This window comes from Pseudomonas sp. ERMR1:02, from assembly GCF_002277815.1.
Classification (GTDB): domain Bacteria; phylum Pseudomonadota; class Gammaproteobacteria; order Pseudomonadales; family Pseudomonadaceae; genus Aquipseudomonas.
This window is the reverse complement of the sequence record NZ_NKJI01000012.1, coordinates 53,303-77,147: the sequence shown is the minus strand read 5'-3', so window position 1 is coordinate 77,147 and position 23,845 is coordinate 53,303. Positions and strand designations below refer to the sequence as shown.

The window sequence follows — 23,845 nt, the reverse complement described above, 5'->3', positions numbered from 1 at the left end:
TTTTTTCAGGAACATTTTCCCAGGAACACCCGGACGTGAACGACCCCCCCGCTGATTCCGACAGTGCGGCACAAATCCGACGCACGGCGCTCTACTTGACCCTCGCGCAAGTACCCGAGGGCAAGGTAGTGAGTTACGGCCAATTGGCCGAGCTTGCCGGCCTGGGCCGCGCCGCCCGCTGGGTTGGACGAACATTGAGCCAACTGCCCGGCGACAGTAAATTACCTTGGCACCGCGTACTGGGTGCCGGCGGACGTATCAGCCTGCCCGAGGGCAGCCCATCCGGGGACGAACAACGCGCGCGATTGCGCATGGAGGGGATCAGTATCCTGAACAATTGTGTTGATATTCGGCGCCATGGCTGGCGCCCGGTAGAGCACAGCGGTTAGAGTGCGCGCTTTGTTTCCGTATTTCTTGAGGCAGACTCCAGCCCATGCCCCGTAAAACCTGGCGCGCCGCGCTTGCTGCCTATGCCAGCCCTTCGACGCTTGTACTGTTGCTGCTGGGTTTCGCCGCCGGCCTTCCCTACATGCTGGTGTTCTCGACACTTTCGGTCTGGTTGCGCGAAGCCGGTGTGGCTCGCGAAACCATTGGCTATGCAAGCCTGATCGGTCTGGCCTATGCCTTCAAATGGGTCTGGTCACCGCTGCTCGACCAATGGCGCCTGCCGTTGCTCGGCAAGCTGGGCCGCCGACGCTCCTGGCTGGTACTGTCCCAGGCACTGGTGATCCTCGGCCTGATCGGGATGGGCTTCTGCGATCCGCAAAAGCATCTGTCCTGGCTGATCGCCATTGCTGTGATCGTCGCTTTCGCTTCGGCAACGCAGGATATTGCGGTAGACGCCTACCGCCTGGAAATTGCCGAAGACAATCGACAGGCAGCCCTGGCCGCCAGTTACATGTCCGGCTATCGAATCGCTGCGCTGCTGGCGACTGCTGGCGCTCTGTATTTTGCTGAAGGTTTCGGCTCTACCGGGTTTAACTACCAACATTCTGCATGGGCCGGCACTTACATATTGTTCGGAGTGCTGATGGTCCCAGTGCTTCTGACCAGCCTGTTCATGCGCGAACCGCCGGTTCCGCTGCGCACACAACTGCAGGCCGGACGCTACAGCTTCGTGCATCAGCTGGCGTCAGTGTTCGTACTGATCGTGCTGCTGGTTTCCGTACCGGCCATGTTCACCCAGCTCTACAACACCGACTTCGCCAGCGTGCTGTTCCAGGGCGTGAGCTTGCTTGATCTGCTGCTGGAAGACCGCGCGTTCCTGCGGGCGATCCTCTACACCACGCTCACCGCCCTGTGCCTGTCGGCCATCGGCCGTCGCGGCCTGGCACCGGTGCTGACACCGGTCAATGACTTCATTCTGCGTTATCGCTGGCAAGCGCTGTTGCTGCTCGGGCTGATCGCCACCTATCGGATGTCCGATACGGTCATGGGCGTTATGGCCAACGTGTTCTACATCGACCAGGGCTTCACCAAGGACCAGATCGCCAGCGTCAGCAAAATCTTTGGCTTGATCATGACCCTGGTCGGCGCCGGCATGGGTGGTCTGCTGATTGTGCGTTTCGGCATCCTGCCAATCCTTTTCATAGGCGGCGTTGCATCGGCAGCCACCAACCTGCTGTTCCTGATGCTGGCGGACATGGGCCCCAACCTGAAGATGCTGATTGTTACCATCTCACTGGATAACTTCAGTTCGGGCATGGCGACCTCGGCATTCGTTGCTTACCTGTCTAGCCTGACCAACCTCAAGTTTTCCGCCACCCAATACGCCCTGCTCAGCTCGATCATGCTTTTGCTGCCGCGCCTGATTGGCGGTTATTCCGGGGTGATGGTGGAAAAATTTGGCTATCACAACTTCTTCCTGATCACTGCCCTGCTGGGCGTTCCGACCTTGCTGCTGATCGCCTTGCACTGGTTCCAGGAGAGCCGCCGCGAAGGTCCGACACCAACGCCGGAACCTGTACCGACCCAGGTCGCGGAAGAATCGTAGGAAACATTTGCATGAGGGCCGAACGATTCCCGCCCTCGTGCCACACCACCGACCGCACGCCTGTACGACAGCGGATCTCGCCCGTACAATGCTCCGTCATTTCTCGTCATCAGCAATCGATAACGGCCAACCATGCGCACCAGTCAATTTTTGCTCGCCACACAGAAAGAAACGCCTTCCGACGCGGTCGTGATCAGCCATCAGCTGATGCTGCGCGCTGGCATGATCCGCAAACTCGCCTCGGGCCTGTACACCTGGCTGCCGATGGGCTTGCGAGTCATGCGCAAGGTCGAAGCCGTCGTTCGCGAAGAAATGAACGCCGCCGGCTCGCTCGAGGTGTTGATGCCGAGCACTCAACCGGCTGAGCTGTGGCAGGAGTCCGGTCGCTGGGAAGAGTACGGCCCTGAATTGCTGCGCTTCAAGGATCGCCACGGTCGCGATTTCTGCGCCGGCCCAACCCACGAAGAAGTCATCACCGATCTGATGCGCAACGAGCTGAGCAGCTACAAACAGCTGCCGATCAGCCTGTACCAGATCCAGACCAAATTCCGTGATGAAATCCGTCCACGCTTCGGCTTGATGCGCGGCCGCGAATTCATCATGAAGGACGCCTATTCGTTCCACGCTGATCAGCCTTCGCTGCAGGTCACTTACGACCGCATGCACCAGGCGTACTGCAACGTGTTCACCCGCCTGGGCCTGAAGTTCCGCCCGGTTGAAGCCGACAACGGTTCCATTGGCGGCGCCGGTTCCCACGAGTTCCACGTACTGGCCGAATCCGGCGAAGACGATATCGTCTTCAGCAACGGTTCCGACTACGCCGCGAACATCGAGAAAGCCGAAGCCGTGCCGCGCGAAACCTCCCGCGCCGCGCCAACTGAAGAGCTGCGCCTGATCGACACACCGAACGCCAAGACCATCGCGCAACTGGTCGAAGGCTTCAACCTGCCGATCGAGAAGACCATCAAGACTCTGGTGGTTCACGCTGAAGAGGCAGGCAAACTGATTGCCCTGATCATCCGTGGCGACCACGAGCTGAACGAAATCAAGGCCGCCAACCAGCCTGGCGTCGCCAGCCCGCTGGTCATGGCTTCGGAAGCCGAACTGCGCGATGCCATTGGCGCCGGCGCCGGCTCCCTCGGCCCGCTGAACCTGCCACTGCCGATCATCATCGACCGCTCCGTCGAACTGATGAGCGACTTCGGTATCGGTGCCAACATCGACGACAAGCACTACTTCGGCGTGAACTGGGAACGCGATCTGCCGGTTCCGACCGTTGCCGACCTGCGTAACGTGGTCAGCGGCGACCCAAGCCCGGATGGCAAGGGCACCCTGGAAATCAAGCGTGGTATCGAAGTCGGGCACATCTTCCAGCTGGGCAACAAGTACAGCAAGGCGATGAAGTGCGAAGTGCTGGGCGAGAACGGTAAGCCGGTCACCCTGGAGATGGGCTGCTACGGCATCGGCGTTTCCCGCGTGGTCGCGGCCGCCATCGAGCAGAACAACGACGAGAAAGGGATTATCTGGAGTGACACCCTGGCGCCATTCCAGATCGCCCTGGTACCACTGCGCTACGAAACCGACCTGGTTCGCGAAGCCACCGACAAGCTGTATGCAGAACTGACTGCTGCCGGTTTCGAAGTACTGCTGGACGACCGCGACAAGAAAACCAGCCCGGGCATCAAGTTCGCGGACATGGAGCTGATCGGCATTCCTCACCGGATCGTGGTCAGTGACCGCGGCCTTGCCGATGGCAACCTGGAATACAAGAGCCGTACCGAGGCCGAGCCGCAAGCGCTGCCGGTCGCCGAAGTACTGTCGTTCCTTCAGGCCCGTATCCGCCGCTGAAACCAGATAGAGACGTCATGTTCAAGCGAAACACCTTAGGCCTCGGTGGTGCCGCCCTGTGCGGTACCCTGCTGGTCAGCGGCTGTGCCAATCACATGTCACAACGCAGCGAGCACGAGGAACGTGTCGAGCGCAAATTGCTCGCTCACCACCTGCAGATCGATGTTGGTGAGCCCAAGGTGCTTGAGCTGCCGCAACGCCGGGTGAAAATCCACGAGCAGAAGACTTTCGAGGTCACCGAGTTCGAAGTCACGCGTAATTATGATCGCTACACGCCGTATCAACCCTGGCGGGAGATCTACGAGATCCCGCTGGGCGCGGTGGCGGTGGTGGCCGGTATCGGCGCCAATGTGGTCAACATCTTCGCCTTGGGCAACCTGCCAGACAGCGTGACTAAAGACTGGTTCAGCTATGGTTTTGCCGGGCTCAACCCATTCATGAACGTGCAATCTCACGGTCGTGCACAGCAGAACCTGGCCGGAATTGAGGAAGTCCAGCGCGACAAACGCACTGAATACTCGAGCCTGCCGTGGAGCGAGCGTCCGGTAGAGGTCAAGGCTGGCAAGGAAACCTTCGAGCTGAGCACCGACAAAAACGGCGTCTTGCGCCTGAATCTGTTGGACAGCCCGTTTGCTGAACACGACCTGAGCCATCTGGGCAAACTGGAGATCAGTGTCGAGGACGCCAAGGATGATGTTCACACCGACTCGTCCCTGGCGCTGAGCAACACCTTGCGCGGCAAGCTGCTTGAAGCCCACGGCCTGATTTACGACGACCTCGAAGACGATGAAGTGAGCCAGTGGGTACACCGGGTCAAACGGCTGTCGGAACTGGGTCTTGAAGAAGAAGCCAGCGAACTGGAACAAAGTCTGATCGAACTGACCCGCAACGATCCGGAACTGCAAACCGAATTCCTCAAATCCTTGACCAAGGATGCCGGGCGGTTGGTGGCGGATCCGGGGCCGAATTAAAAGCTTCGCGGGCAAGCCTCGCTCCTACAACACCAGTAGGAGCGAGGCTTGCCCGCGAAGACGATCTGACATTCACCACTGCATCACTAAACCTCTACCGCTCAAACAACTCCATCTGCTCAAACCCGCCCCGCAAATCCTCCAACCTCACTCCCACGCCCAACAGCCGTACCGGTTTGCCGCCTCGATTGAAGGCCTGGGTCAGCAACAACTGATAACTGCCCAAATCCCGCCCTGCCCCGGCCTGCTCCAGCGTGGTCTGGGTGAAATCATGAAACTTCACTTTAACGAACGGCTTTCCCGGCCTGTAGCTACTGTCGATTCGCGCCATGCGCCCGGCCAGGGTTTCCAGCAGCTCGGGTAATTTATCCAGGCAGCTCACCAGGTCCGGCAGGTCGACGTCGTAAGTGTTTTCGACACTGATCGACTGCCGGCGATTGTCGTTATGCACCTGACGATCATCAATCCCACGGGCCAGACTCCAGAGTCGCTCGCCAAAGCTGCCGAATTCGCGCACCAGGGCCAATTTGTCCCACTCGCGTAATTGCGCGCAATCAACGATGCCGAGCTTGCCCAATTTGTCGGCGGTAACTTTGCCTACCCCGTGCAGCTTGCTCACCGGCAGGCCACTGACAAAGTCCTCCACCTGATCCGGCGTAATGACGAACAAGCCGTTGGGTTTTTTCCAGTCGCTGGCGATCTTGGCGAGAAACTTATTCGGCGCTACGCCTGCCGAGACGGTGATATGCAACTGATTCGACACCCGCCGGCGGATGTCCTGGGCGATGCGCGTGGCGCTGCCGCCGAAATGCGCACTGTCCGACACATCAAGGTAGGCCTCGTCGAGGGAAAGGGGCTCGATGATGTCGGTGTAATCGCGAAAGATCGTATGAATTTCCTTTGACGCTTCTCTATAAGCATCCATACGCGGCTTGACGATGATCAGGTCCGGGCACAGCTTCAACGCATGTCCGGAAGACATCGCCGAACGCACCCCATACGCCCGAGCCTCATAATTGCAGGTAGCGATCACTCCACGCCGGTCCGCCGCCCCACCTACTGCCAGGGGCTTCGCGGCCAGACGCGGGTCGTCACGCATCTCGATGGCAGCGTAGAAGCAGTCACAATCGACGTGGATGATTTTTCGCTGGGTCATATCAACGCGGTGTTCATGTGAAAAAATGGCGGCTTGCCGTGTCGGATAATCAGTATCTCACCGACACCTGTATATAGCACCAGTAGTATGAATATTCTTGGACGGCTGTAGGAAAGCGGCGGGGGAATTTATTTTCTCAATCAAAAGTCACTCGCCAATAGAGCTTAGAGCCTTGCCACGCCTGCCTCTCAGGCCAACCAGCATTCGCGCTAGCAAGCTAAGCAATTGAACCTGAAGAGGTTTTATCGATATTTGCGGTTGACACCCTGTCGATCCTCTGTAGAATGCCGACACACAGACGCGGGATGGAGCAGTCTGGTAGCTCGTCGGGCTCATAACCCGAAGGTCGTCGGTTCAAATCCGGCTCCCGCAACCAAACATCAAAAAAGGCTACTCGAAAGAGTGGCCTTTTTTGTGCGCGCTTGTTTTTTTTTTGCAAAGACAGCCGTTCATCTGAACGGTGCTGGAATGAGAATTCGTTCAGATTCCGAAACTTAAACCAATACTACGACCCGTTTGCTGCGCTTTTACATTTATTTGACCTGGTTCGAGATTAACGGTTGACACGCCGGTGATACTCTATAGAATGCCGCCACACAGACGCGGGATGGAGCAGTCTGGTAGCTCGTCGGGCTCATAACCCGAAGGTCGTCGGTTCAAATCCGGCTCCCGCAACCAAACATCAAAAAAGGCTACTCGAAAGAGTGGCCTTTTTTGTATCTGTAGAAAAAGCCCTTTCGCAACAATGATCTGTCACTGTGTGGTGAGCCGTTGGGGGTCACCAACGCGCCGAGTTCAGACTATGCTCAATCGCAGACCCAGCCCTCTACGACTGAGGACACCCCGTCGCCGACTTACAGTGGCAGGCGTTATTATTTGTGATTATTTTTTTCTACAGGGATTGGTAACTTGGCTGGATACCTCCATCCTGTCGCGCACAATGCAAGAGGTGATTGATGCGCGCCAACTCGTCTGACTCTCAAGACACCGTTACAGCAACACAACCGATCAAGGCTGAGCGGTTGCGCTTGCTTGATCGCGTCAGCAAATACCGTCAGCCCATAGGCCTGGCGGTCACGCTGCTGCTGTTTGCGATCGCGCTGATTGCCTGTCGCCATCTACTGAGCGAACTCGATCTGGATGCGCTGCACGATTCGATCCTTGAGGTTCCCAAACCTGCTTTGCTCGGTGCGCTGGGCGCGACCGTGGCAGGTTTCATCATTTTGCTGGGTTACGAATGGTCAGCCAGTCGCTACGCCGGAGTGAACCTGGCTCCGCGAACCCTGGCGCTGGGCGGCTTCACCGCTTTCGCCATTGGAAATGCCATCGGTCTTTCGATGCTGTCGGGTGGCTCGGTTCGCTACCGTCTATATGCACGTCACGGTCTGGGGGCCGCTGAGGTCGCCCATATGACGCTGTTCGCCAGCCTCTCGCTGGGCTGTGCCCTGCCGCCGCTCGCCGCGCTGGCAACGCTCAGCAACCTGCCTGGCGCCTCTGCTGCCCTGGGGCTCTCCGAAACGTTGCTGGGCGCTATCGCAGCCGCCGTGCTGTTGCTGTTTGCCGTGCTGGCTGTAGGCATCTATCGCCGTCGCCTGCCGGAACAACCTTATGTCGACAACTTGCTGGTCAAAGTCGGTCGTCGCACTTTGCGCCTGCCAGGGCGCCGCCTGACTTTCCTGCAACTGGTGATCACCGCGCTGGACGTGGCTGCCGCCGCAACCGTGCTCTATCTGTTGTTGCCGGAAGCGCCACCCTTCGGTGCATTTCTCCTGGTTTATCTGCTGGCCCTGGCCGCGGGCGTGCTAAGCCATGTACCGGGCGGTGTCGGGGTGTTCGAAGCGATTTTGCTCGCTGCGTTCTCCGACACCCTCGGCGCCGCGCCACTGGCCGCTGCACTTCTGCTCTATCGTTTGATCTACGTGGTCCTGCCGTTGTTGGTGGCGTGCTTGCTGCTGCTGATCAACGAAGGTCAGCGCCTGTTTCAGACGCGCCAGACCTTGCGTGCAGCCTCCGGCCTGGCCGGTCCGATACTGTCGGTGCTGGTGTTCCTGTCCGGTGTGGTGCTGTTGTTCTCGGGGCAACACCGGAAATCGACACCCGTCTTGAACACATCGGCTTTCTGATCCCGCACCGACTGGTCGATGCCTCGCACTTTGGTGCCAGCCTGATCGGCGTGCTGTGCCTGCTGCTGGCCCAGGGCCTGCGTCGCCGACTGTCGGCGGCGTGGATGCTGACCACCATTCTGTTGCTGGTCGGCGCCCTGCTCTCCTTGCTCAAGGGCTTCGACTGGGAGGAAGCCAGCCTGATGGTCCTGACCGCAAGCCTGCTGGGGTTTTCCGCCGCTCGTTCTATCGCCCCAGCCGCCTGACCGAACTGCCGTTTTCGCCGCTGTACCTGGTAGCCAGCCTGTGCGTACTGGGTGCTTCGATGTGGTTGCTGCTGTTCGCCTATCAGGATGTTCCTTACAGCCATCAGCTCTGGTGGCAGTTCACCCTCGACGCCGATGCCCCCCGTGGCTTGCGTTCGTTACTGGGTGCTGCGGTGCTGCTGGTGGTGGTATCCCTGACCTGGCTGCTGCGTACCGCGCGCCCGGTGATCCACCTGCCGACACCCGATGAACTGGAGCGCGCGAGCAGGATCCTCATGGCTTCGGCGCAACCGGATGGCGGCCTTGCCCTGACCGGTGACAAGGCGCTGCTGTTTCACCCCAACGATGAGGCGTTCCTGATGTACGCCCGCCGTGGTCGCAGTCTCGTGGCGCTGTATGACCCGATCGGTCCGGGCCAGCAACGGGCGGAAATGATCTGGCAGTTCCGTGACCTGTGCGACATCCATCACGCCCGCCCCGTGTTCTATCAGGTACGCGCGGAGAATCTGCCGTACTACATGGACATCGGCCTGACCGCGATCAAGCTGGGTGAAGAAGCCCGGGTCGATCTCATGCGCTTTGATCTCGAAGCCAAGGGCAAAGAGATGAAAGACCTGCGCTACACCTGGAACCGTGGTACCCGCGATGGCTTGTCGCTTGAGATCTTCGAGCCCGGCCAGGCGCCGATGGATGAGCTCAAGGTGATTTCCGACGCCTGGCTGACCGGCAAGAATGTGCGCGAGAAAGGCTTCTCCCTCGGCCGCTTCAGTGATGACTACCTCAAGCATTTCCGCATTGCGGTAATCCGTTTCGAAGGGCGTCCAGTGGCATTCGCCAACCTGCTCGAGACCTACAGCCATGATCTGGCCAGCCTCGACCTGATGCGCGCGCACCCGGACGCCCCCAAGCTGACCATGGAGTTCATGATGGTCGGCCTGATTCAACATTATAAAAATCATGGGTACGCGCGCTTCAGCCTGGGCATGGTGCCATTGTCGGGGTTGCAACCCCGTCGCGGCGCACCACTAACCCAGCGCCTGGGCTCGATGGTGTTCCGCCGTGGTGAGCAGCTCTACAACTTCCAAGGCTTGCGCCGCTTCAAAGACAAATTCCAGCCTGACTGGGAACCCCGTTATATGGCCGTGCCCGCCGGACTCGATCCGCTGGTTGCCCTGGCCGATACTGCTGCCCTGATTGCGGGCGGCTTGACTGGATTGGTGAAACGCTGATGATTCAACGCTCCTTGCGCTACGTACTAGGCACGCTGGTTGTGCTGGCCCTGATTCTCGGTGGTGGCTACTGGTACCTGAAACGCCCGGCTCCGGAACCGACCCTCGTACAGCTGACCCCGGCCGACGGCGCCGCGATGACCCGCGTCATTCCCGGCAACACGCCACGCGCCCAGGTCCTGGTGGCGGTCAACGAAGACCAGAAACTCAGTGATAAGCAATTGCTGACGCTGAGTCGCAGCGGTTCGGCGCAGATCGTTCAGGTGATCCTGCCCAAGGACTGCCTGCTGCAAAGCCGTGCCCTGCAATCGGGCCTGAGAGAACTCAAAGGCCCGGCGACCCTGGTCAGCGGCATCGGCCCGGGCGCCGTGCTGGCGTGGCGCTGGTTGTCCGAGCAGAAAGATGACAAGTCCCACGCCGTTTCGGTCGACCTGGCCCTGGAAAAACCCGGCTGCACCCACCTGCTGCCGAAAAGCGCCGCCCACGGCCACTGGCTGGTGGCGTGGAACGATAACCCGGACGACACCAGTGCCGGGTTCGTCCGCGACCAACCCAATGCCGAAACCAGCATCAGCGACTACGACATCAACCTGCCGCAAGTGCTGAACAATGAACTGCGCAAGATCCTTGTCGGTGGCGACAAAGCCGCGGGCGGCCTGCAGATTCCGGTGGTCGAAGTGCCAGCGGGCCAGGCCAAGGACACCGTCACGCTGTTCCTGTCCGGTGATGGCGGCTGGCGCGACCTGGATCGCGATGTTGCGGGCGAAATGGCCAAGATCGGCTATCCGGTGGTCGGTATCGACACCCTGCGCTACTACTGGCAGCACAAGAGCCCTGAACAAAGCGCACTGGACCTGGCTGAGCTGATGCAGCACTACCGGCAGAAATGGGGCACCAAGCGCTTCATCCTGACCGGTTACTCGTTCGGCGCCGACGTCCTGCCGGCGATCTACAACCGCCTGGCCGAATCGGAACAGCAACGCGTCGACGCAATCATCCTGCTGGCCTTCGCCCGCACCGGCAGCTTCGAAATCGAAGTCGAAGGCTGGCTCGGCAACGCCGGCAAGGAAGCCGCCACCGGCCCGGAGATGGCCAAGCTGCCGGCCGCAAAAGTGGTGTGCATCTACGGCGAAGAAGAAGTCGACGAAAGCGGCTGCACCGACAAGAGCGCCGTGGGCGAAGCCATCAAATTGCCTGGCGGTCACCACTTCGACGAGAACTACCCGAAACTGGCCCAGCGGTTGGTGGATGTGATCGAGAAGCGTCAAGCCAAAGAGACGGACGCTCAAGAGTGATTTGAGCCTCGCTCGAAAAAAGCCCCCGCAGCCTTTTGGTTGCGGGGCTTTTTCATTTGTACTCAAGTAATCCACACGCCGCAAATTCCTGTGGGAGCGGGCTTGCCCGCGATAGCGGTATGTCTGCCACATCAATGTCGGATCTGCCGCCGTCATCGCGGGCAAGCCCGCTCCCACAGGGATCTTCATCGGATGGGGATCAATTGCCAGGCAATAAAAAGCCCCCGCTACCAAAAGATACCGGGGGCTTTTTGACGAGAATTACATCTCCACCTGCGTCCCCAACTCAATCACCCGGTTCAGCGGCAGATTGAAGAAGCGCAGATTGCCGTTGGCGTTCTGCAACATGAAGGCGAACAGCGCCTCGCGCCAGCGGGACATGCCTTCGAGTTTGGAGGCGATGACCGTCTCGCGACTGAGGAAGTACGTGGTGCGCATCGGGCTGAAATTCAGCTCATCGAGATGACACAGTTTCAGCGCCTGCGGCACGTCCGGCTCGTCGGTGAAGCCGAAATGCAGGATCACCCGGAAGAAACCTTCGCCGTAGGAATCGACCTCGAAGCGCCGATTAGGCGGCACCCGCGGGATGTCTTCGTACACAACCGTCAACAGCACTACCTGCTCGTGCAGCACCTGGTTATGCAGCAGGTTATGCAACAGCGCGTGAGGCACCGCGTCCGGTCGCGCGGTCAGGAACACGGCCGTGCCCTGTACTCGATGCGGCGGTTGCACAGCGATACTGCTGATGAAAATCGGCAGCGGCAGTCCACCCTCGTCCAAACGATCCACGAGCAATTGCTTGCCGCGCTTCCAGGTGGTCATCAGCACAAATAATGCAAGACCGGCGATTACCGGAAATGCCCCGCCCTGCACGATTTTCGGCACGTTGGCGGCGAAATACAAACCATCGACCAAAAGGAAACCAAACAACAGCGGCACCGCCAGGATCGGTGGCCACTTCCACAACAGCAATACCACTGCCGCCACAAGAATGGTGGTCATCAGCATCGTGCCAGTCACCGCCACGCCGTAGGCCGAAGCCAGGGCATTTGAAGATTCGAACCCGATCACCAGCAAAATCACGCCGACCATCAACGCCCAGTTCACTGCACCAATGTAGATCTGACCCTGCTCGGCACTGGAGGTGTGGCGGATGTGCATGCGCGGGATGTAACCCAGCTGGATCGCCTGACGGGTCAAAGAGAACGCCCCGGAAATCACTGCTTGCGAAGCAATCACCGTGGCCATGGTCGACAGGCCGACCAGCGGAATCAAAGCCCAGTTTGGCGCCAGCAGATAAAACGGGTTGCGAGCTGCCTCGGGTCACCAAGCAACAGTGCGCCCTGGCCGAAGTAGTTCAGCACCAGCGCCGGCAGCACCAGGATGAACCACGCACGGGCAATCGGCTTACGGCCGAAGTGCCCCATGTCGGCATACAGCGCTTCGGCACCGGTCAATGCCAGCACCACTGCGCCAAGGATCGCCACGCCCATGCCCGGATGCACGATGAAGAAGCGCACGCCCCAAACCGGATTCACCGCTTGCAACACTTCCGGATGCTGCATGATGCCGTAGACGCCCAGCGCCCCGAGCACCAGAAACCAGGTCACCATGATCGGTCCGAACAGGATGCCGATACGCGCGGTACCATGACTCTGGATCAGAAACAGGGCGACCAGCACCACCAGAGATATCGGCACCACCCAATGGTCGATGCCATCGAATGCCAGCCCCAGACCTTCAATGGCCGACAGCACGGAAATCGCCGGGGTGATCATGCTGTCGCCATAGAACAGCGCCGCCCCGATCAACCCGCAAACCACCAGAAAGGTGCGCAACCTGGCATGACCCGCCGCCGCCCGCCGGGCCAGCGCGGTCAAAGCCATGATCCCGCCTTCGCCCTGGTTGTCGGCGCGCAGCACGAACATCATGTACTTGATCGACACGACCCAGATCAGTGACCAGAAGATCAGCGCCAGAATCCCCAACACGCCGTCATGGTTCACCGGCACGCCATAGCCACCGGAGAACACTTCTTTGAGGGTGTACAACGGGCTCGTGCCGATATCGCCATAAACCACCCCGACCGCCGCGACCAGCATGCCGATCGGCTTTGCCGTCGAATGCCCGGCGCCCGCCGCATGACTACTTGCCTGACCCATCCAACACTCCTGATTCCCAGACCGGCTTCTTCGAACGAAGCACTATGCTTTGTGATGCAGCATGCGCTGTTTTACCTGTTGTTACAGACGTTTTATTGACTGTAAAAAATTGGTAAAGCCCAACGGCGCGAAGCATAGCGCAGCACTCGTCGTATTTCCCTGCATAAAGCTGGTCAAGTGAACGTCTCATCGCTAGAATTGCGCACTTTTTGATCAGAGACGCAAATAAGCGTCCGTCTGTCGCCTTGCCGTTGTCGGCTGGAGGCGTCACAAATACCGAGGTTAGACATGTCCACCACTCCTGCGCCGGCCAATCCAAAGGTTGGCTTCGTATCCCTGGGTTGCCCCAAAGCACTGGTCGACTCCGAGCGAATCCTGACCCAGCTGCGTATGGAGGGCTATGACGTTGTGTCCACTTATCAGGACGCCGATGTCGTGGTGGTCAACACTTGCGGCTTCATCGATTCGGCCAAGGCCGAGTCCCTGGAAGTGATCGGCGAAGCCATCAAGGAAAACGGCAAGGTCATCGTGACCGGCTGCATGGGCGTCGAAGAAGGCAACATCCGCAAAGTGCACCCAAGCGTACTGGCCGTTACCGGCCCGCAGCAATACGAGCAAGTGGTCAACGCCGTGCACGAAGTCGTGCCGCCGCGTCAGGATCACAACCCGCTGATTGACCTGGTGCCGCCGCAAGGGATCAAGTTGACCCCGCGCCACTACGCCTACCTGAAGATTTCCGAAGGCTGCAACCACAGCTGCAGCTTCTGCATCATCCCGTCGATGCGCGGCAAACTGGTCAGCCGTCCGGTGGGCGATGTGCTCGACGAGGCCCAGCGCCTGGTCAAGTCCGGCGTCAAGGAGCTGTTGGTGATCTCCCAGGACACCAGCGCCTACGGTGTCGACGTGAAATACCGCACAGGCTTCTGGAACGGCGCGCCGGTAAAAACCCGCATGACGGAACTCTGTGAGGCCCTGAGCACCCTTGGTGTCTGGGTGCGCCTGCACTACGTTTACCCATACCCGCACGTCGACGAGCTGATCCCGCTGATGGCCGCCGGCAAGATCCTGCCGTACCTGGACATCCCGTTCCAGCACGCCAGCCCGAAAGTGCTGAAGTCGATGAAACGCCCTGCGTTCGAAGACAAGACCCTGGCGCGCATCAAGAACTGGCGCGAGATCTGCCCGGACCTGATCATTCGTTCGACCTTCATCGTCGGTTTCCCCGGCGAAACCGAAGAAGACTTCCAGTACCTGCTGAACTGGCTGACCGAAGCCCAGCTCGACCGCGTCGGCTGCTTCCAGTACTCGCCGGTTGAAGGCGCACCCGCCAATGATCTGGATCTGGAAGTAGTACCCGATGACGTCAAGCAGGACCGTTGGGAGCGCTTCATGGCGCACCAGCAGGCCATCAGCTCGGCGCGCCTGCAAATGCGCATCGGCCGCGAAATCGAAGTGCTGGTCGATGAAGTCGACGAGCAAGGCGCGGTCGGCCGTTGCTTCTTCGATGCCCCGGAAATCGACGGCAACGTGTTCATCGACAACGCCAGCAACCTCAAGCCAGGCGACAAGGTCTGGTGCAAAGTGACCGACGCTGACGAATACGATCTCTGGGCCGAACAGATCTAAACAAAAAAAACATGAAAAGCCCCGCTCTCTTGACGAGATGCGGGCTTTTTTACGGCTATCGTTTTGTGGGAGAAGGAACTCGCAAACTTGAGAGCGACGGCGATTAACATAGGGAGCAGCCGGCCATGCGCCAACATTCGGTCATCCACACACCGAAACTCAGCGACTACGAGGAACTGACACGTGTCTGGGAAGCGTCAGTGCGCGCTACCCATGACTTTCTGCCAGAGAGCTACATCGAACTACTGAAGAACCTGGTGCTGACCCGCTATCTCGACGCGGTGATGCTGATCTGCACAAAAGACTCACGCCAGCGCATCACCGGGTTCGCCGGCGTCGCAGCGGGCAAAATCGAAATGCTCTTCATCGACCCGGCGCATCGCGGCCAGGGCCTGGGCAAGCAGTTGTTGCGCTATGCCATGGAACACCTGAATGCCGACGAGCTGGACGTCAACGAACAGAACCCGCAAGCCCTGGGGTTTTACTTCAAACAGGGGTTCGAGGTGATCGGTCGCTCGGAAGTCGATGGTATGGGCCAGCCGTATCCGTTGCTGCATATGCGCCTGCGTCAAAACCGGCAAAATTCCCAACATGGCTGACACAACACAGAATAACTGTAGGAGCTGGCTTGCCAGCGAAGGCGGCCGGTTGATCGCTGCAAGACTCTCAGGCCTGCTCGCTGGCAAGCCAGCTCCTACACGAATTGCCACGCGGCGCAAAAGGTTCCGGGATTAACCGGCGCCAGGCAGGTACAATGCCCACCCCTTTTTTCGTTACGGCCCTGTCATGACTGACCCGATTCGACTCTCCAAACGCCTCATCGAACTCGTCGGCTGCTCCCGTCGAGAGGCTGAGCTGTTCATCGAGGGCGGCTGGGTCACCGTCGACGGCGAAGTCATCGATGAGCCGCAGTTCAAGGTCGGCACCCAGAAAGTCGAACTCGACAAGGACGCCAAGGCGACCGCGCCGGAACCGGTGACCATCCTGCTCAACGTGCCCGCCGGCATGGACGCGGACAGCGCCATGGCAACCCTCAGCGCCGAGACCCTGAGCGAAGAACACCGCTACGGCAAACGCCCACTCAAGGGCCACTTCCAGCGCCTGACCGCCAGCACCGACCTGCAGGCCAATGCCAGCGGTTTGCTGGTATTCACTCAGGACTGGAAGATCTTGCGCAAGCTCACCGCCGATGCCAGCAAGATCGAGCAGGAGTACGTGGTCGAGGTCGAAGGCAACATGGTCGAGCATGGCCTCAACCGTTTGCAGCACGGCCTGACCTACAAAGGCAAGGAACTGCCACCGGTCAAGGCCAGCTGGCAGAACGAAAACCGTCTGCGCTTCGCCATGAAGAACCCGCAACCGGGGGTGATCGCCCTGTTCTGCCAAGCCGTCGGCCTTAAGGTCGTGGCCATCCGCCGCATTCGTATCGGCGGCGTGTCCATCGGCAAAGTGCCCCTGGGGCAATGGCGCTACCTGTCCGGCAAAGAGAAGTTCTAAGACTTTTCACGTCGCCACATATTTCGGCGCCGCTGTTGTGCGGCGCCCACTGCTGAATATCAGGACTGCTCACATGATTCATAACGACGTACTGCGCAGCGTGCGCTACATGCTCGACATCAGCGACAAGAAAGTCATCGAGATCATCAAGCTCGGCGGCATGGACGTGAGCCTGGCAGACCTTTTGACGTACCTCGACAAGAAAGAGGAAGACGAGGAAGGCTTCGTTCGTTGCCCGGACGAGGTCATGGCGCACTTCCTCGATGGTCTGGTGACCTTCAAACGTGGCAAGGACGAAAGTCGTCCGCCAATGCCCATCGAAGTGCCGGTGACCAATAACATCATCCTGAAAAAACTGCGCGTGGCCTTCGAACTGAAAGAAGACGACATGCACGCGATCCTCAAGGCCGCCGAGTTCCCGGTGTCCAAGCCTGAGCTGAGCGCACTGTTCCGCAAGTTTGGCCACACCAACTACCGCCCGTGCGGCGACCAGTTGCTGCGCAACTTCCTCAAGGGCCTGACCCTGCGCGTACGCCCGCAGTAAATCGCCCCCGAATCTTGAGCTGCCACCGCCCCTGTAGGAGCACAGCTTGCTGGCGAAGGCGATCTTCAAAACGCCATCGCCAGCAAGCTGTGCTCCTACAGGGGCGGTAGCAGTTCAAGGCTGCATAGCCCCCATTGCGCGCAAAAATAGTGGTTACGCTTCCGGCGGCTGACGACTAGGGTGTAAAGACCCTCAGTTCTCAGGATTCGCCATGCATCCCTATTTTTCCCTGCGAGACCGCACCGCTCTAGTGACTGGCGGCACCCGTGGTATCGGCAAAATGATCGCCAAGGCCTATGTCGAGGCTGGTGCCACCGTGTACGTCTGCGCCCGTGACGCCGAAGCCTGCCAGCACGCCTACGGACCAAGCAAAGCGGCGCTGCATCAGCTTTCGCGGATTCTGGCGCGGGAACTGATGAGCCAGCACATCAACGTCAATGTGATCGCGCCCGGGCGCTTTCCGAGCAAGATGACGCAGCACATCGGCAAGGATGAGCAGGCGTTGGCGCAGGATACGGCATTGATTCCGATGAAGCGCTGGGGCCGCGAGGAGGAAATGGCGGCATTGGCGATCAGTCTGGCGAGCACGGCCGTGGCGTACATGACCGGGAATATCATTCCGTTGGATGGTGGCTTTAGCCTCTGAGATCGGCGGTGACGCCTTCGCGAGCAAGCCCGCTCCCACACTTAATCTTTGTCGGACACAAGATTGTGTTCGCTGAAGATCAAATGTGGGAGCGGGCTTGCTCGCGAAAGGGCCGTCATAGGCACCACTGAACACAGGTCGATCGGGTTATCATGCCCGCCTCTTCCCCGCCTCGACCCAAACCATGACCTACAGCGTCTCCCCCATCGGCTTCGTACGCTCCTGTTTCAAGGAGAAGTTCGCCATCCCGCGCCAACCGCAACTGGCTCCGGCCGCGCGCGGTGTACTGGAACTGGTGGCGCCCTTCGATCAAGGCGATGCGGTGCAGGGCCTGGAGCAGGTCAGCCATGTCTGGTTGCTGTTCCTGTTTCATCAAGCCCTGGAAGAAAAGCCACGACTGAAAGTCCGCCCACCGCGCCTGGGTGGCAACAAGTCCATGGGCGTGTTTGCCACCCGCGCCACCCACCGCCCCAACGGCATTGGCCAGTCAGTGGTCAAACTGGACAAGGTGGAGGCCGATCGCCTGTGGATATCCGGCATTGACCTGCTGGACGGCACGCCGATTCTCGACATAAAACCCTACGTGCCCTATGCCGATATCGTCGATAACGCCTCCAACAGCATCGCCAGCGCCGCGCCGCAACTGATTCCTGTGCAGTGGACCGATAGCGCCCTGCAACAGGCTCACGGGCACGCTCAACGCCTTGCAGAACCCTTGGTCGAGTTGATCGAGCAATGTCTGGCGCAAGATCCACGCCCGGCATACCAGACACCGGCGCCCGAACGGGAATATGGCGCGCAATTCTGGGATCTGGATGTGCGTTGGCACTATCCGACGCCGGATTCGATCCGAATCCTTGAAGTCATTCCGGCGAAGGTGTAAACACCAGAAACAAAAAAGCCCGCTCTACCTTCTCAGGCAACGCGGGCTTTTGTAGGAGCTGGCTTGCCAGCGATGGTCGTAAACGATGACGCGTGCTCACCGGGAAAACGCGGTGAATTCAAATCCATCGCTGGCAAGCCAGCTCCTATGTATGGACTCGCCCCACTGTCTACCCGCTTTTGAAAAACCGCCGCCCCGTTGCATCTATGTATTAGGCCTATTCGAGGAAGCCGTCTTCGGCTTCTGGCCAAAATTGGAAGAGCTCGTGGTATGCCGATTACAGTCAGGCCTCGAAGGCCAGTAGGAGCTAAGGCATCAATCCACGCCGGTCTTACCTGGGGTCAATTTTTTTTCAGCAAAGGGCCGGACAGTTAGTACCTCGGTGGCAGAACTCTGTCGCTCAGTGGCTCATCGTCGCTTGCTGGCCATCACCAGCCTGGCGACGATAAGTCTGGTCATTCTGGAGAAGCACCCAGACGATTCGCAGGTTGCGGTTGGCTAGCCTGACCGCAGCCTCCTTACGACCCAGCCGGCTCATCCAGCGCAACAAGCGGCGGTCATCGGGTTGCTGGGAATCAGGTCGTAGTTGTTGCAGCACCGCATGGGCTCCCTGGATCATCAGGCTGCGTAAATACACATCGCCTCGCTTGGTCATGTCCCCCAGCCGGACCGTTTGCCCGCTGCTGTACTGGTCAGGCACCATGCCAAAGTACGCGGCAAACTTGCGGGCATTGGGAAATCGCTCAGGCTTGGTTTCCTTGGCCACCAGTGCCGTGGCAGTGACTGGGCCGATGCCGCGCACAGTCATCAGTCGCTTCGCCGTCATGTCGGCGTTGGCGGCCACTTCCAGGCGCCCCGTCAGCACGCTGATGCGTTCGCCCAAATGGCGCCACTCGGCCAACAGTTCGTCGATCAGTTCACGCAGCAGGCCCGGCACCGGCTGGGTGGCATCTTCCAGTACCCGCGGAATTTTCTGACTGATCGCCACATCGCCCTGCGCCAAGGCCACGCCGTGCTCGAGCAGCAGGCCGCGCATCTGATTACTCACCGCCGTGCGTCGACGCACATAGCCTTGGCGGGCGCGATGCAACGCCTGCATTGCCAGCGCCGCAACGCTTTTGACCGGCACTGCGCAGATCTTTTCATCGCGACCAGCCCGCAGAATCGCCAGCGCATCGTTGCGATCATTCTTAGGCCCGCTGCGATGTGTGGCCACCAAACCGGCTGGAAGAATCCGCGCCAGATTGCCTTGGTCTTGCAGCTGCCGGGCCCAGGCTTGAGCCCCCGGGCCGGTCTCCATCAGCACCACGACATGAGGCGGCAACTGGCGGAGAAACTCATAAAACGCCTCGCGCGACTTGATCCGCTGCTCGTAGTGCACCTGGCCGAGGACGTCTTCACCGGCGACCTGAAAGACCTGCTTGGCCAGATCGACCGCCACGGTTGTGCAGGCCGACAAATCGGAAGAAGACACGGATTGATCAATCGAAGTATGCTTTTTCATGGACTCGCCCTCGCTGTCGTTGGCTGTTTAGACTGCCACCGTGGCGCATTGACGCCTCGGCTTGGGCGAGTCCATCCAATTACAGGTGACCTGCGGTCACTTCTCGACGAACGCACGCTCGATCAGGTAATCACCCGGCTCGCGCATCCGCGGCGAGACTTTCAGGCCGAAGCTGTTCAGCACTTCGCTGGTTTCGTCGAGCATGCTCGGGCTGCCGCACAACATGGCGCGGTCGTCCTGCGGGTTGATCGGTGGCAGGCCGATGTCGCTGAACAGCTTGCCGCTGCGCATCAGGTCGGTCAGACGACCTTCGTTCTCGAACGGTTCGCGGGTCACGGTCGGGTAGTAGATCAACTTGTCACGCAGGGCGTCGCCGAAGAACTCGTTCTGCGGCAGGTGCTCGGTGATGAACTCGCGATAGGCAACTTCGTTGACGTAACGCACGCCGTGGCACAGGATCACTTTTTCGAAACGCTCGTAGGTTTCCGGATCCTGGATGACGCTCATGAAAGGCGCCAGGCCGGTACCGGTGCTGAGCAGGTACAAATGTTTGCCAGGCTTCAGGTCATCCAGCACCAGCGTGCCGGTAGGCTTCTTGCTGATGATGATCTCGTCGCCTTCCTTCAGATGCTGCAGCTGGGAAGTCAGCGGACCATCAGGCACCTTGATGCTGAAAAATTCGAGATGCTCTTCCCAGTTCGGGCTGGCAATCGAGTAAGCGCGCATAAGCGGGCGGCCATTGGGTTGTTGCAGGCCGATCATCACGAACTGACCGTTCTCGAAGCGCAGGCCCGGATCACGGGTGCACTTGAAGCTGAACAGAGTGTCGTTCCAGTGGTGAACACTGAGGACACGCTCGTGGTTCATGTTGCTCATGTACAGGGACTCCTGGGGATTTGTCTACGCATCACTGCACTAAATGACCGGTGCGCAATTGCATCGCATTCTAATAGCAGAGACAATATCTGTTAAATGGATTATTAAGATAAGGGTTATCGGTTATATCGATATGCGATTTACTCTCCGTCAACTTCAAGTATTCGTCGCCGTTGCCCAGCAGGAAAGCGTGTCCCGTGCTGCGGGCTTGCTCAACCTTTCGCAATCAGCGGCGAGCACGTCGGTCACCGAACTGGAGCGCCAGTCCAGCTGCCAGCTGTTCGACCGCGCCGGTAAACGGCTGAGCCTTAACGCCCTCGGCAAACAGCTGCTTCCGCAAGCGGTGGCGGTGCTCGATCAGGCCAAGGAAATCGAAGACCTGCTCAATGGCAAATCCGGTTTCGGCTCACTGGCGGTGGGCGCAACCCTGACCATCGGCAATTACCTGGCAACCCTGCTGATCGGCGGTTTCATGCAGCGCCACCCGGAAAGCCAGGTCAAGCTCCATGTGCAGAACACCGCCAATATCGTGCAACAGGTGGCCCACTACGAAATTGATCTGGGTCTAATCGAAGGCGACTGCAGCCACCCGGACATCGAAGTGCAGAGCTGGGTCGAAGATGAGTTGGTGGTGTTTTGCGCGCCACAGCATCCGCTGGCCAAACGCGGCACCGCGACCATGGACGAACTGAGCCATGAAGCCTGGATTCTGCGCGAACAAGGCTCGGGGACACGGCTGACGTTCGATCAGGCCATGCGTCATCACCGCAGCGCGCTGAACATCCGACTGGAACTGGAGCACACCGAAGCGATCAAGCGCGCGGTGGAGTCTGGTCTGGGGATTGGCTGTATCTCGCGGCTGGCACTGCGGGACGCATTCCGCCGAGGCAGCCTGGTGCCGGTAGAGACACCGGATCTGGACCTCGCGCGGCAGTTCTACTTCATCTGGCACAAACAGAAGTACCAGACGTCGGCGATGCGCGAGTTCCTCGATCTGTGCCGCGCTTTCACCGCTGGGGTCCAGCGCAGCGACGAGATCGTACTGCCGACAATCGCCTAAAGCAGAATCACTGCCCACACCAACGCGATCATGGTCAACGCCACCAGTTGCGCGGCGCTTCCCATGTCCTTGGCGTTTTTTGATAGCGGGTGCCGCTCAAGGGAAATGCGGTCGATGGCCGCTTCTACTGCCGAGTTAAGCAACTCGACAATCAGGGCCAACAAGCAGACTGCAATCAGCAGCGCCTGCTCGACACGACTGACGTTCAGGAAGAACGACAAGGGGATCAGAATGACGTTGAGCAAAACCAGCTGGCGGAAAGCTGCTTCACCGGTAAAGGCTGCGCGCAGGCCATCAAAGGAATAGCCAGAGGCATTAAGGATGCGTTTCAGGCCGGTCTGGCCTTTGAAAGGGGACATAGTGTAGGCAACTGACCAAAAAGGAGTGGAAAAACTAGATTAACCCAAGTCAAAAAAGCGTGAAGACGCCAGCCCTCAATGGCTCGAAATTGACTCAAGTTGTTGCAGGAGCAGCGCTGCCTGGGTACGGGTTCGCACATTCAGTTTACGGAAAATTGCGGTCACGTGGGCCTTGATGGTCGCTTCGGAAACACTCAATTCGTAGGCAATCTGTTTGTTCAGCAAACCCTCGCAGACCATCGTCAACACCCGGAACTGCTGCGGGGTCAGGCTGGCAAGTCCTTCACTGGCCGCTTTGGCCTCGCCGGAAACGCTGACCGCTTCGAATGCTTGCGGTGGCCAGTACACATCGCCATCAAGTACCGCACGCACGGCCTTCTGGATCACGCTCAGGTCGCTGGACTTGGGAATAAAGCCGCTGGCGCCGAATTCACGGGACTTGACCATCACCGAGGCTTCTTCCTGGGCGGAGACCATTACCACCGGAATCTGCGGGTACTGGCCGCGCAAAAGCACCAGCCCGGAAAAACCGTATGCCCCCGGCATGTTTAAATCGAGCAGCACCAGATCCCAGTCGGACTTTTCTGTCAGGCGGGTTTCCAGCTCGGCAATGCTCGCCACTTCCACCAGACGGACATTCGGGCCAAGGCCAAGGGTCAACGCTTGATGCAAGGCGGAACGAAAAAGCGGGTGATCATCGGCAATCAGGATTTCGTATGTGGCCATTTTTCAAATGATCCTGTTTTTCAAACAACTCGAGGTACAGCCACGGAGCTGCACCTACGGGGCACGTTCAACGCCAATACGTGAGTATTCACGTAGCTATTTACGTAGCTATTCACATAAGAAGACGGCGTATCAAACTTCGGCCGCGCCCTGATCGGCGCCAAGCATGCCCAGCGAAGCCAGGGGGTCAAGCCACGTGGCCACTACAGTTCTTTGCAGTATGGACAACAATCAGCAGATAACAGAGGCAGTATTCTGTACAAATGGCAGCAACTCGGCATGTGCGGGTGTTTCAACGTTCATTTCAAGTTGTCGTTTAGCGCCGAGATAATGTTGGCTGAACACATCGAAATAGGCATCCAGTGCCGACGCCGCCTGCACATCGCCCGCCAGATCAAGGCACAGCGCCGCGACTTCCGCGGTGCACAGGTGTTCGCTGCGGGTAGATCGACGCAATTGATAGCGAGAGAGTTTTTCAGGCAGCAGGCTAAGGATCGGCAATGCGTCAAAATAAGGGCTTTTGCGGAATATCTTGCGGGCTTCGGTCCAGGTCGCGTCCAGCAAAATGAACAGCGGTCGCCTGGCGCTATCAAGCGCCACACTGTGGGTCACCCGCTCAGGCTCGACATATTCGCCCGGAAATACCAGATAGGGTTGCCATTGCGGATCGGACAACAACGCCAGCAACTGCTGATCAATTTCGGTCCGCGACCAGATGAACGCGTAGTTATCGCGCACCACATCGGCGATCAGCCAGCCGGTATTGCTTGGCTTGAACACCTCCTTGCTGGTCATGATCAGGCACACCCCGGATCGGGTCTCGACCTGCGGACGCCAAGCGCACAGACAATGGCTCTCGATCACACGGCAGGCACGGCAACGGGTTGCGCGCCAGCCTCGGGCCTGAATCGGCTTGATACCTTCGTCTTCGCGTTGATCGCGCAGGCGGGCTACGGCATTGGGGGCATGGTTCATCGTGGGCAACACCGGCAAACAGGGAAACTCGACACGAATAGCACTCAGGGCAATAAAGACCGGCAGTTTACCAGAGCGGCCGGCGCAAGCCTGTACCGTCCAGACAGGCTCCCCTATAATTCGCCGC

At 59.2% G+C, this 23,845-nt stretch carries 18 protein-coding genes, 2 tRNA genes and 2 pseudogenes; 15 read left to right on the top strand and 7 right to left on the bottom strand.

All coding sequences use genetic code 11. The features are described from left to right. The first annotated feature begins 35 nt into the window (after nt 1-35). From CES87_RS20635 to CES87_RS20620, 4 genes are all read left to right on the top strand, one after another. Nucleotides 36-389, top strand: coding sequence for an MGMT family protein (locus CES87_RS20635; protein WP_128607562.1), 354 nt, complete (start codon nt 36-38; stop codon nt 387-389). Nucleotides 390-433: 44 nt separating this feature from the next. Next, the gene (locus CES87_RS20630; protein ID WP_128607561.1) at nt 434-1,993 is read left to right on the top strand and encodes an AmpG family muropeptide MFS transporter; all 1,560 of its coding nucleotides are present in this window, start codon (nt 434-436) and stop codon (nt 1,991-1,993) included. Nucleotides 1,994-2,125: 132 nt separating this feature from the next. Further along, the gene (locus CES87_RS20625) at nt 2,126-3,841 is read left to right on the top strand and encodes a proline--tRNA ligase (RefSeq protein ID WP_128607560.1); all 1,716 of its coding nucleotides are present in this window, start codon (nt 2,126-2,128) and stop codon (nt 3,839-3,841) included. 17 nt (nt 3,842-3,858) lie between these two features. Further along, nucleotides 3,859-4,812, top strand: coding sequence for a hypothetical protein (locus tag CES87_RS20620; protein WP_128607559.1), 954 nt, complete (start codon nt 3,859-3,861; stop codon nt 4,810-4,812). A 94-nt stretch (nt 4,813-4,906) separates the two neighbouring features. On the opposite strand, the gene dinB is transcribed toward CES87_RS20620, so the two are convergent. Next, a complete protein-coding gene (gene dinB / locus CES87_RS20615; RefSeq protein ID WP_128607558.1) occupies nt 4,907-5,968 on the bottom strand; it encodes a DNA polymerase IV in 1,062 nt (353 codons plus the stop codon). 299 nt (nt 5,969-6,267) lie between these two features. On the opposite strand from dinB, the gene CES87_RS20610 reads away from it, so the two are divergent. From CES87_RS20610 to CES87_RS20595, 4 genes and pseudogenes are all read left to right on the top strand, one after another. Further along, a tRNA-Met gene (locus CES87_RS20610) sits at nt 6,268-6,344 on the top strand. A 225-nt stretch (nt 6,345-6,569) separates the two neighbouring features. Further along, nucleotides 6,570-6,646 (top strand) — tRNA-Met (locus tag CES87_RS20605). Between the two features lie 278 nt (nt 6,647-6,924). After that, a pseudogene (mprF, locus tag CES87_RS20600) lies at nt 6,925-9,565 on the top strand (bifunctional lysylphosphatidylglycerol flippase/synthetase MprF). Then, nucleotides 9,565-10,860, top strand: coding sequence for a virulence factor family protein (locus tag CES87_RS20595; RefSeq protein WP_128607557.1), 1,296 nt, complete (start codon nt 9,565-9,567; stop codon nt 10,858-10,860). Before mprF ends, CES87_RS20595 begins: the two are co-directional and overlap by 1 nt. 261 nt (nt 10,861-11,121) lie before the next feature. Here CES87_RS20595 and CES87_RS20590 read toward each other — a convergent pair. Further along, nucleotides 11,122-13,022 (bottom strand): annotated as a pseudogene (locus CES87_RS20590) (potassium transporter Kup). A gap of 288 nt (nt 13,023-13,310) precedes the next feature. Between CES87_RS20590 and rimO the strand changes: the two are divergent. The 6 genes from rimO to tsaA all read left to right on the top strand — a co-directional run bounded on the left by rimO (nt 13,311) and on the right by tsaA (nt 18,218). Then, nucleotides 13,311-14,648 (top strand): 30S ribosomal protein S12 methylthiotransferase RimO, encoded by a 1,338-nt coding sequence (rimO, locus tag CES87_RS20580; RefSeq protein ID WP_128607555.1) that lies wholly within the window; start codon nt 13,311-13,313, stop codon nt 14,646-14,648. 125 nt (nt 14,649-14,773) lie between these two features. Next, nucleotides 14,774-15,247, top strand: coding sequence for a GNAT family N-acetyltransferase (locus CES87_RS20575; protein WP_128607554.1), 474 nt, complete (start codon nt 14,774-14,776; stop codon nt 15,245-15,247). Nucleotides 15,248-15,434: 187 nt separating this feature from the next. Beyond that, nucleotides 15,435-16,145 carry an rRNA pseudouridine synthase gene (locus CES87_RS20570; protein ID WP_128607553.1) on the top strand — a complete coding sequence of 237 codons (711 nt, stop codon included), beginning with the start codon at nt 15,435-15,437 and terminating at the stop codon, nt 16,143-16,145. Nucleotides 16,146-16,218: 73 nt separating this feature from the next. After that, entirely contained in the window at nt 16,219-16,689 is a 471-nt protein-coding gene (locus CES87_RS20565) for a DUF1456 family protein (RefSeq protein WP_128607552.1), read from the top strand. A gap of 211 nt (nt 16,690-16,900) precedes the next feature. Then, on the top strand, nt 16,901-17,335 hold the full coding sequence (locus CES87_RS20560) for an SDR family oxidoreductase (RefSeq protein WP_128607551.1): 435 nt from the start codon (nt 16,901-16,903) through the stop codon (nt 17,333-17,335). Between the two features lie 184 nt (nt 17,336-17,519). Then, nucleotides 17,520-18,218 (top strand): tRNA (N6-threonylcarbamoyladenosine(37)-N6)-methyltransferase TrmO, encoded by a 699-nt coding sequence (tsaA, locus tag CES87_RS20555; RefSeq protein WP_128607550.1) that lies wholly within the window; start codon nt 17,520-17,522, stop codon nt 18,216-18,218. A gap of 400 nt (nt 18,219-18,618) precedes the next feature. Here the strand turns inward: tsaA and CES87_RS20550 are convergent, their stop codons facing one another. After that, nucleotides 18,619-19,677 (bottom strand): IS110 family transposase, encoded by a 1,059-nt coding sequence (locus CES87_RS20550; protein WP_128605370.1) that lies wholly within the window; start codon nt 19,675-19,677, stop codon nt 18,619-18,621. Nucleotides 19,678-19,818: 141 nt separating this feature from the next. Then, nucleotides 19,819-20,598, bottom strand: coding sequence for a ferredoxin-NADP reductase (gene fpr, locus CES87_RS20545; RefSeq protein WP_008054100.1), 780 nt, complete (start codon nt 20,596-20,598; stop codon nt 19,819-19,821). Nucleotides 20,599-20,731: 133 nt separating this feature from the next. Between fpr and CES87_RS20540 the strand changes: the two genes are divergently transcribed. Further along, nucleotides 20,732-21,658: a LysR family transcriptional regulator gene (locus tag CES87_RS20540; protein ID WP_128607549.1), complete on the top strand. Its 927-nt coding sequence runs from the start codon at nt 20,732-20,734 to the stop codon at nt 21,656-21,658. Here CES87_RS20540 and CES87_RS20535 read toward each other — a convergent pair. The 3 genes from CES87_RS20535 to CES87_RS20525 all read right to left on the bottom strand — a co-directional run bounded on the left by CES87_RS20535 (nt 21,655) and on the right by CES87_RS20525 (nt 23,718). Continuing rightward, nucleotides 21,655-22,017, bottom strand: a complete 363-nt coding sequence (locus tag CES87_RS20535) for a diacylglycerol kinase (protein WP_095197038.1) — start codon at nt 22,015-22,017, stop codon at nt 21,655-21,657. The two genes, CES87_RS20540 and CES87_RS20535, sit on opposite strands and share 4 nt — an antisense overlap. A gap of 75 nt (nt 22,018-22,092) precedes the next feature. Next, nucleotides 22,093-22,743, bottom strand: coding sequence for a response regulator transcription factor ErdR (gene erdR / locus CES87_RS20530; protein ID WP_128607548.1), 651 nt, complete (start codon nt 22,741-22,743; stop codon nt 22,093-22,095). Between the two features lie 231 nt (nt 22,744-22,974). After that, nucleotides 22,975-23,718, bottom strand: a complete 744-nt coding sequence (locus tag CES87_RS20525; RefSeq protein WP_128607547.1) for a tRNA-uridine aminocarboxypropyltransferase — start codon at nt 23,716-23,718, stop codon at nt 22,975-22,977. Nucleotides 23,719-23,845: the final 127 nt, after the last annotated feature.

What these genes read in the sequence shown, in the direction of transcription:
- CES87_RS20630 (WP_128607561.1), top strand. Translation starts at nt 434, where the DNA reads ATGCCCCGTAAAACCTGGCGCGCCGCGCTTGCTGCCTATGCCAGCCCT.
- CES87_RS20625 (WP_128607560.1), top strand. Translation starts at nt 2,126, where the DNA reads ATGCGCACCAGTCAATTTTTGCTCGCCACACAGAAAGAAACGCCTTCC.
- CES87_RS20620 (WP_128607559.1), top strand. Translation starts at nt 3,859, where the DNA reads ATGTTCAAGCGAAACACCTTAGGCCTCGGTGGTGCCGCCCTGTGCGGT.
- dinB (WP_128607558.1), bottom strand. Translation starts at nt 5,968, where the DNA reads ATGACCCAGCGAAAAATCATCCACGTCGATTGTGACTGCTTCTACGCT.
- CES87_RS20595 (WP_128607557.1), top strand. Translation starts at nt 9,565, where the DNA reads ATGATTCAACGCTCCTTGCGCTACGTACTAGGCACGCTGGTTGTGCTG.
- rimO (WP_128607555.1), top strand. Translation starts at nt 13,311, where the DNA reads ATGTCCACCACTCCTGCGCCGGCCAATCCAAAGGTTGGCTTCGTATCC.
- CES87_RS20575 (WP_128607554.1), top strand. Translation starts at nt 14,774, where the DNA reads ATGCGCCAACATTCGGTCATCCACACACCGAAACTCAGCGACTACGAG.
- CES87_RS20570 (WP_128607553.1), top strand. Translation starts at nt 15,435, where the DNA reads ATGACTGACCCGATTCGACTCTCCAAACGCCTCATCGAACTCGTCGGC.
- CES87_RS20565 (WP_128607552.1), top strand. Translation starts at nt 16,219, where the DNA reads ATGATTCATAACGACGTACTGCGCAGCGTGCGCTACATGCTCGACATC.
- CES87_RS20560 (WP_128607551.1), top strand. Translation starts at nt 16,901, where the DNA reads ATGCATCCCTATTTTTCCCTGCGAGACCGCACCGCTCTAGTGACTGGC.
- tsaA (WP_128607550.1), top strand. Translation starts at nt 17,520, where the DNA reads ATGACCTACAGCGTCTCCCCCATCGGCTTCGTACGCTCCTGTTTCAAG.
- fpr (WP_008054100.1), bottom strand. Translation starts at nt 20,598, where the DNA reads ATGAGCAACATGAACCACGAGCGTGTCCTCAGTGTTCACCACTGGAAC.
- CES87_RS20540 (WP_128607549.1), top strand. Translation starts at nt 20,732, where the DNA reads ATGCGATTTACTCTCCGTCAACTTCAAGTATTCGTCGCCGTTGCCCAG.
- CES87_RS20535 (WP_095197038.1), bottom strand. Translation starts at nt 22,017, where the DNA reads ATGTCCCCTTTCAAAGGCCAGACCGGCCTGAAACGCATCCTTAATGCC.
- erdR (WP_128607548.1), bottom strand. Translation starts at nt 22,743, where the DNA reads ATGGCCACATACGAAATCCTGATTGCCGATGATCACCCGCTTTTTCGT.
- CES87_RS20525 (WP_128607547.1), bottom strand. Translation starts at nt 23,718, where the DNA reads ATGAACCATGCCCCCAATGCCGTAGCCCGCCTGCGCGATCAACGCGAA.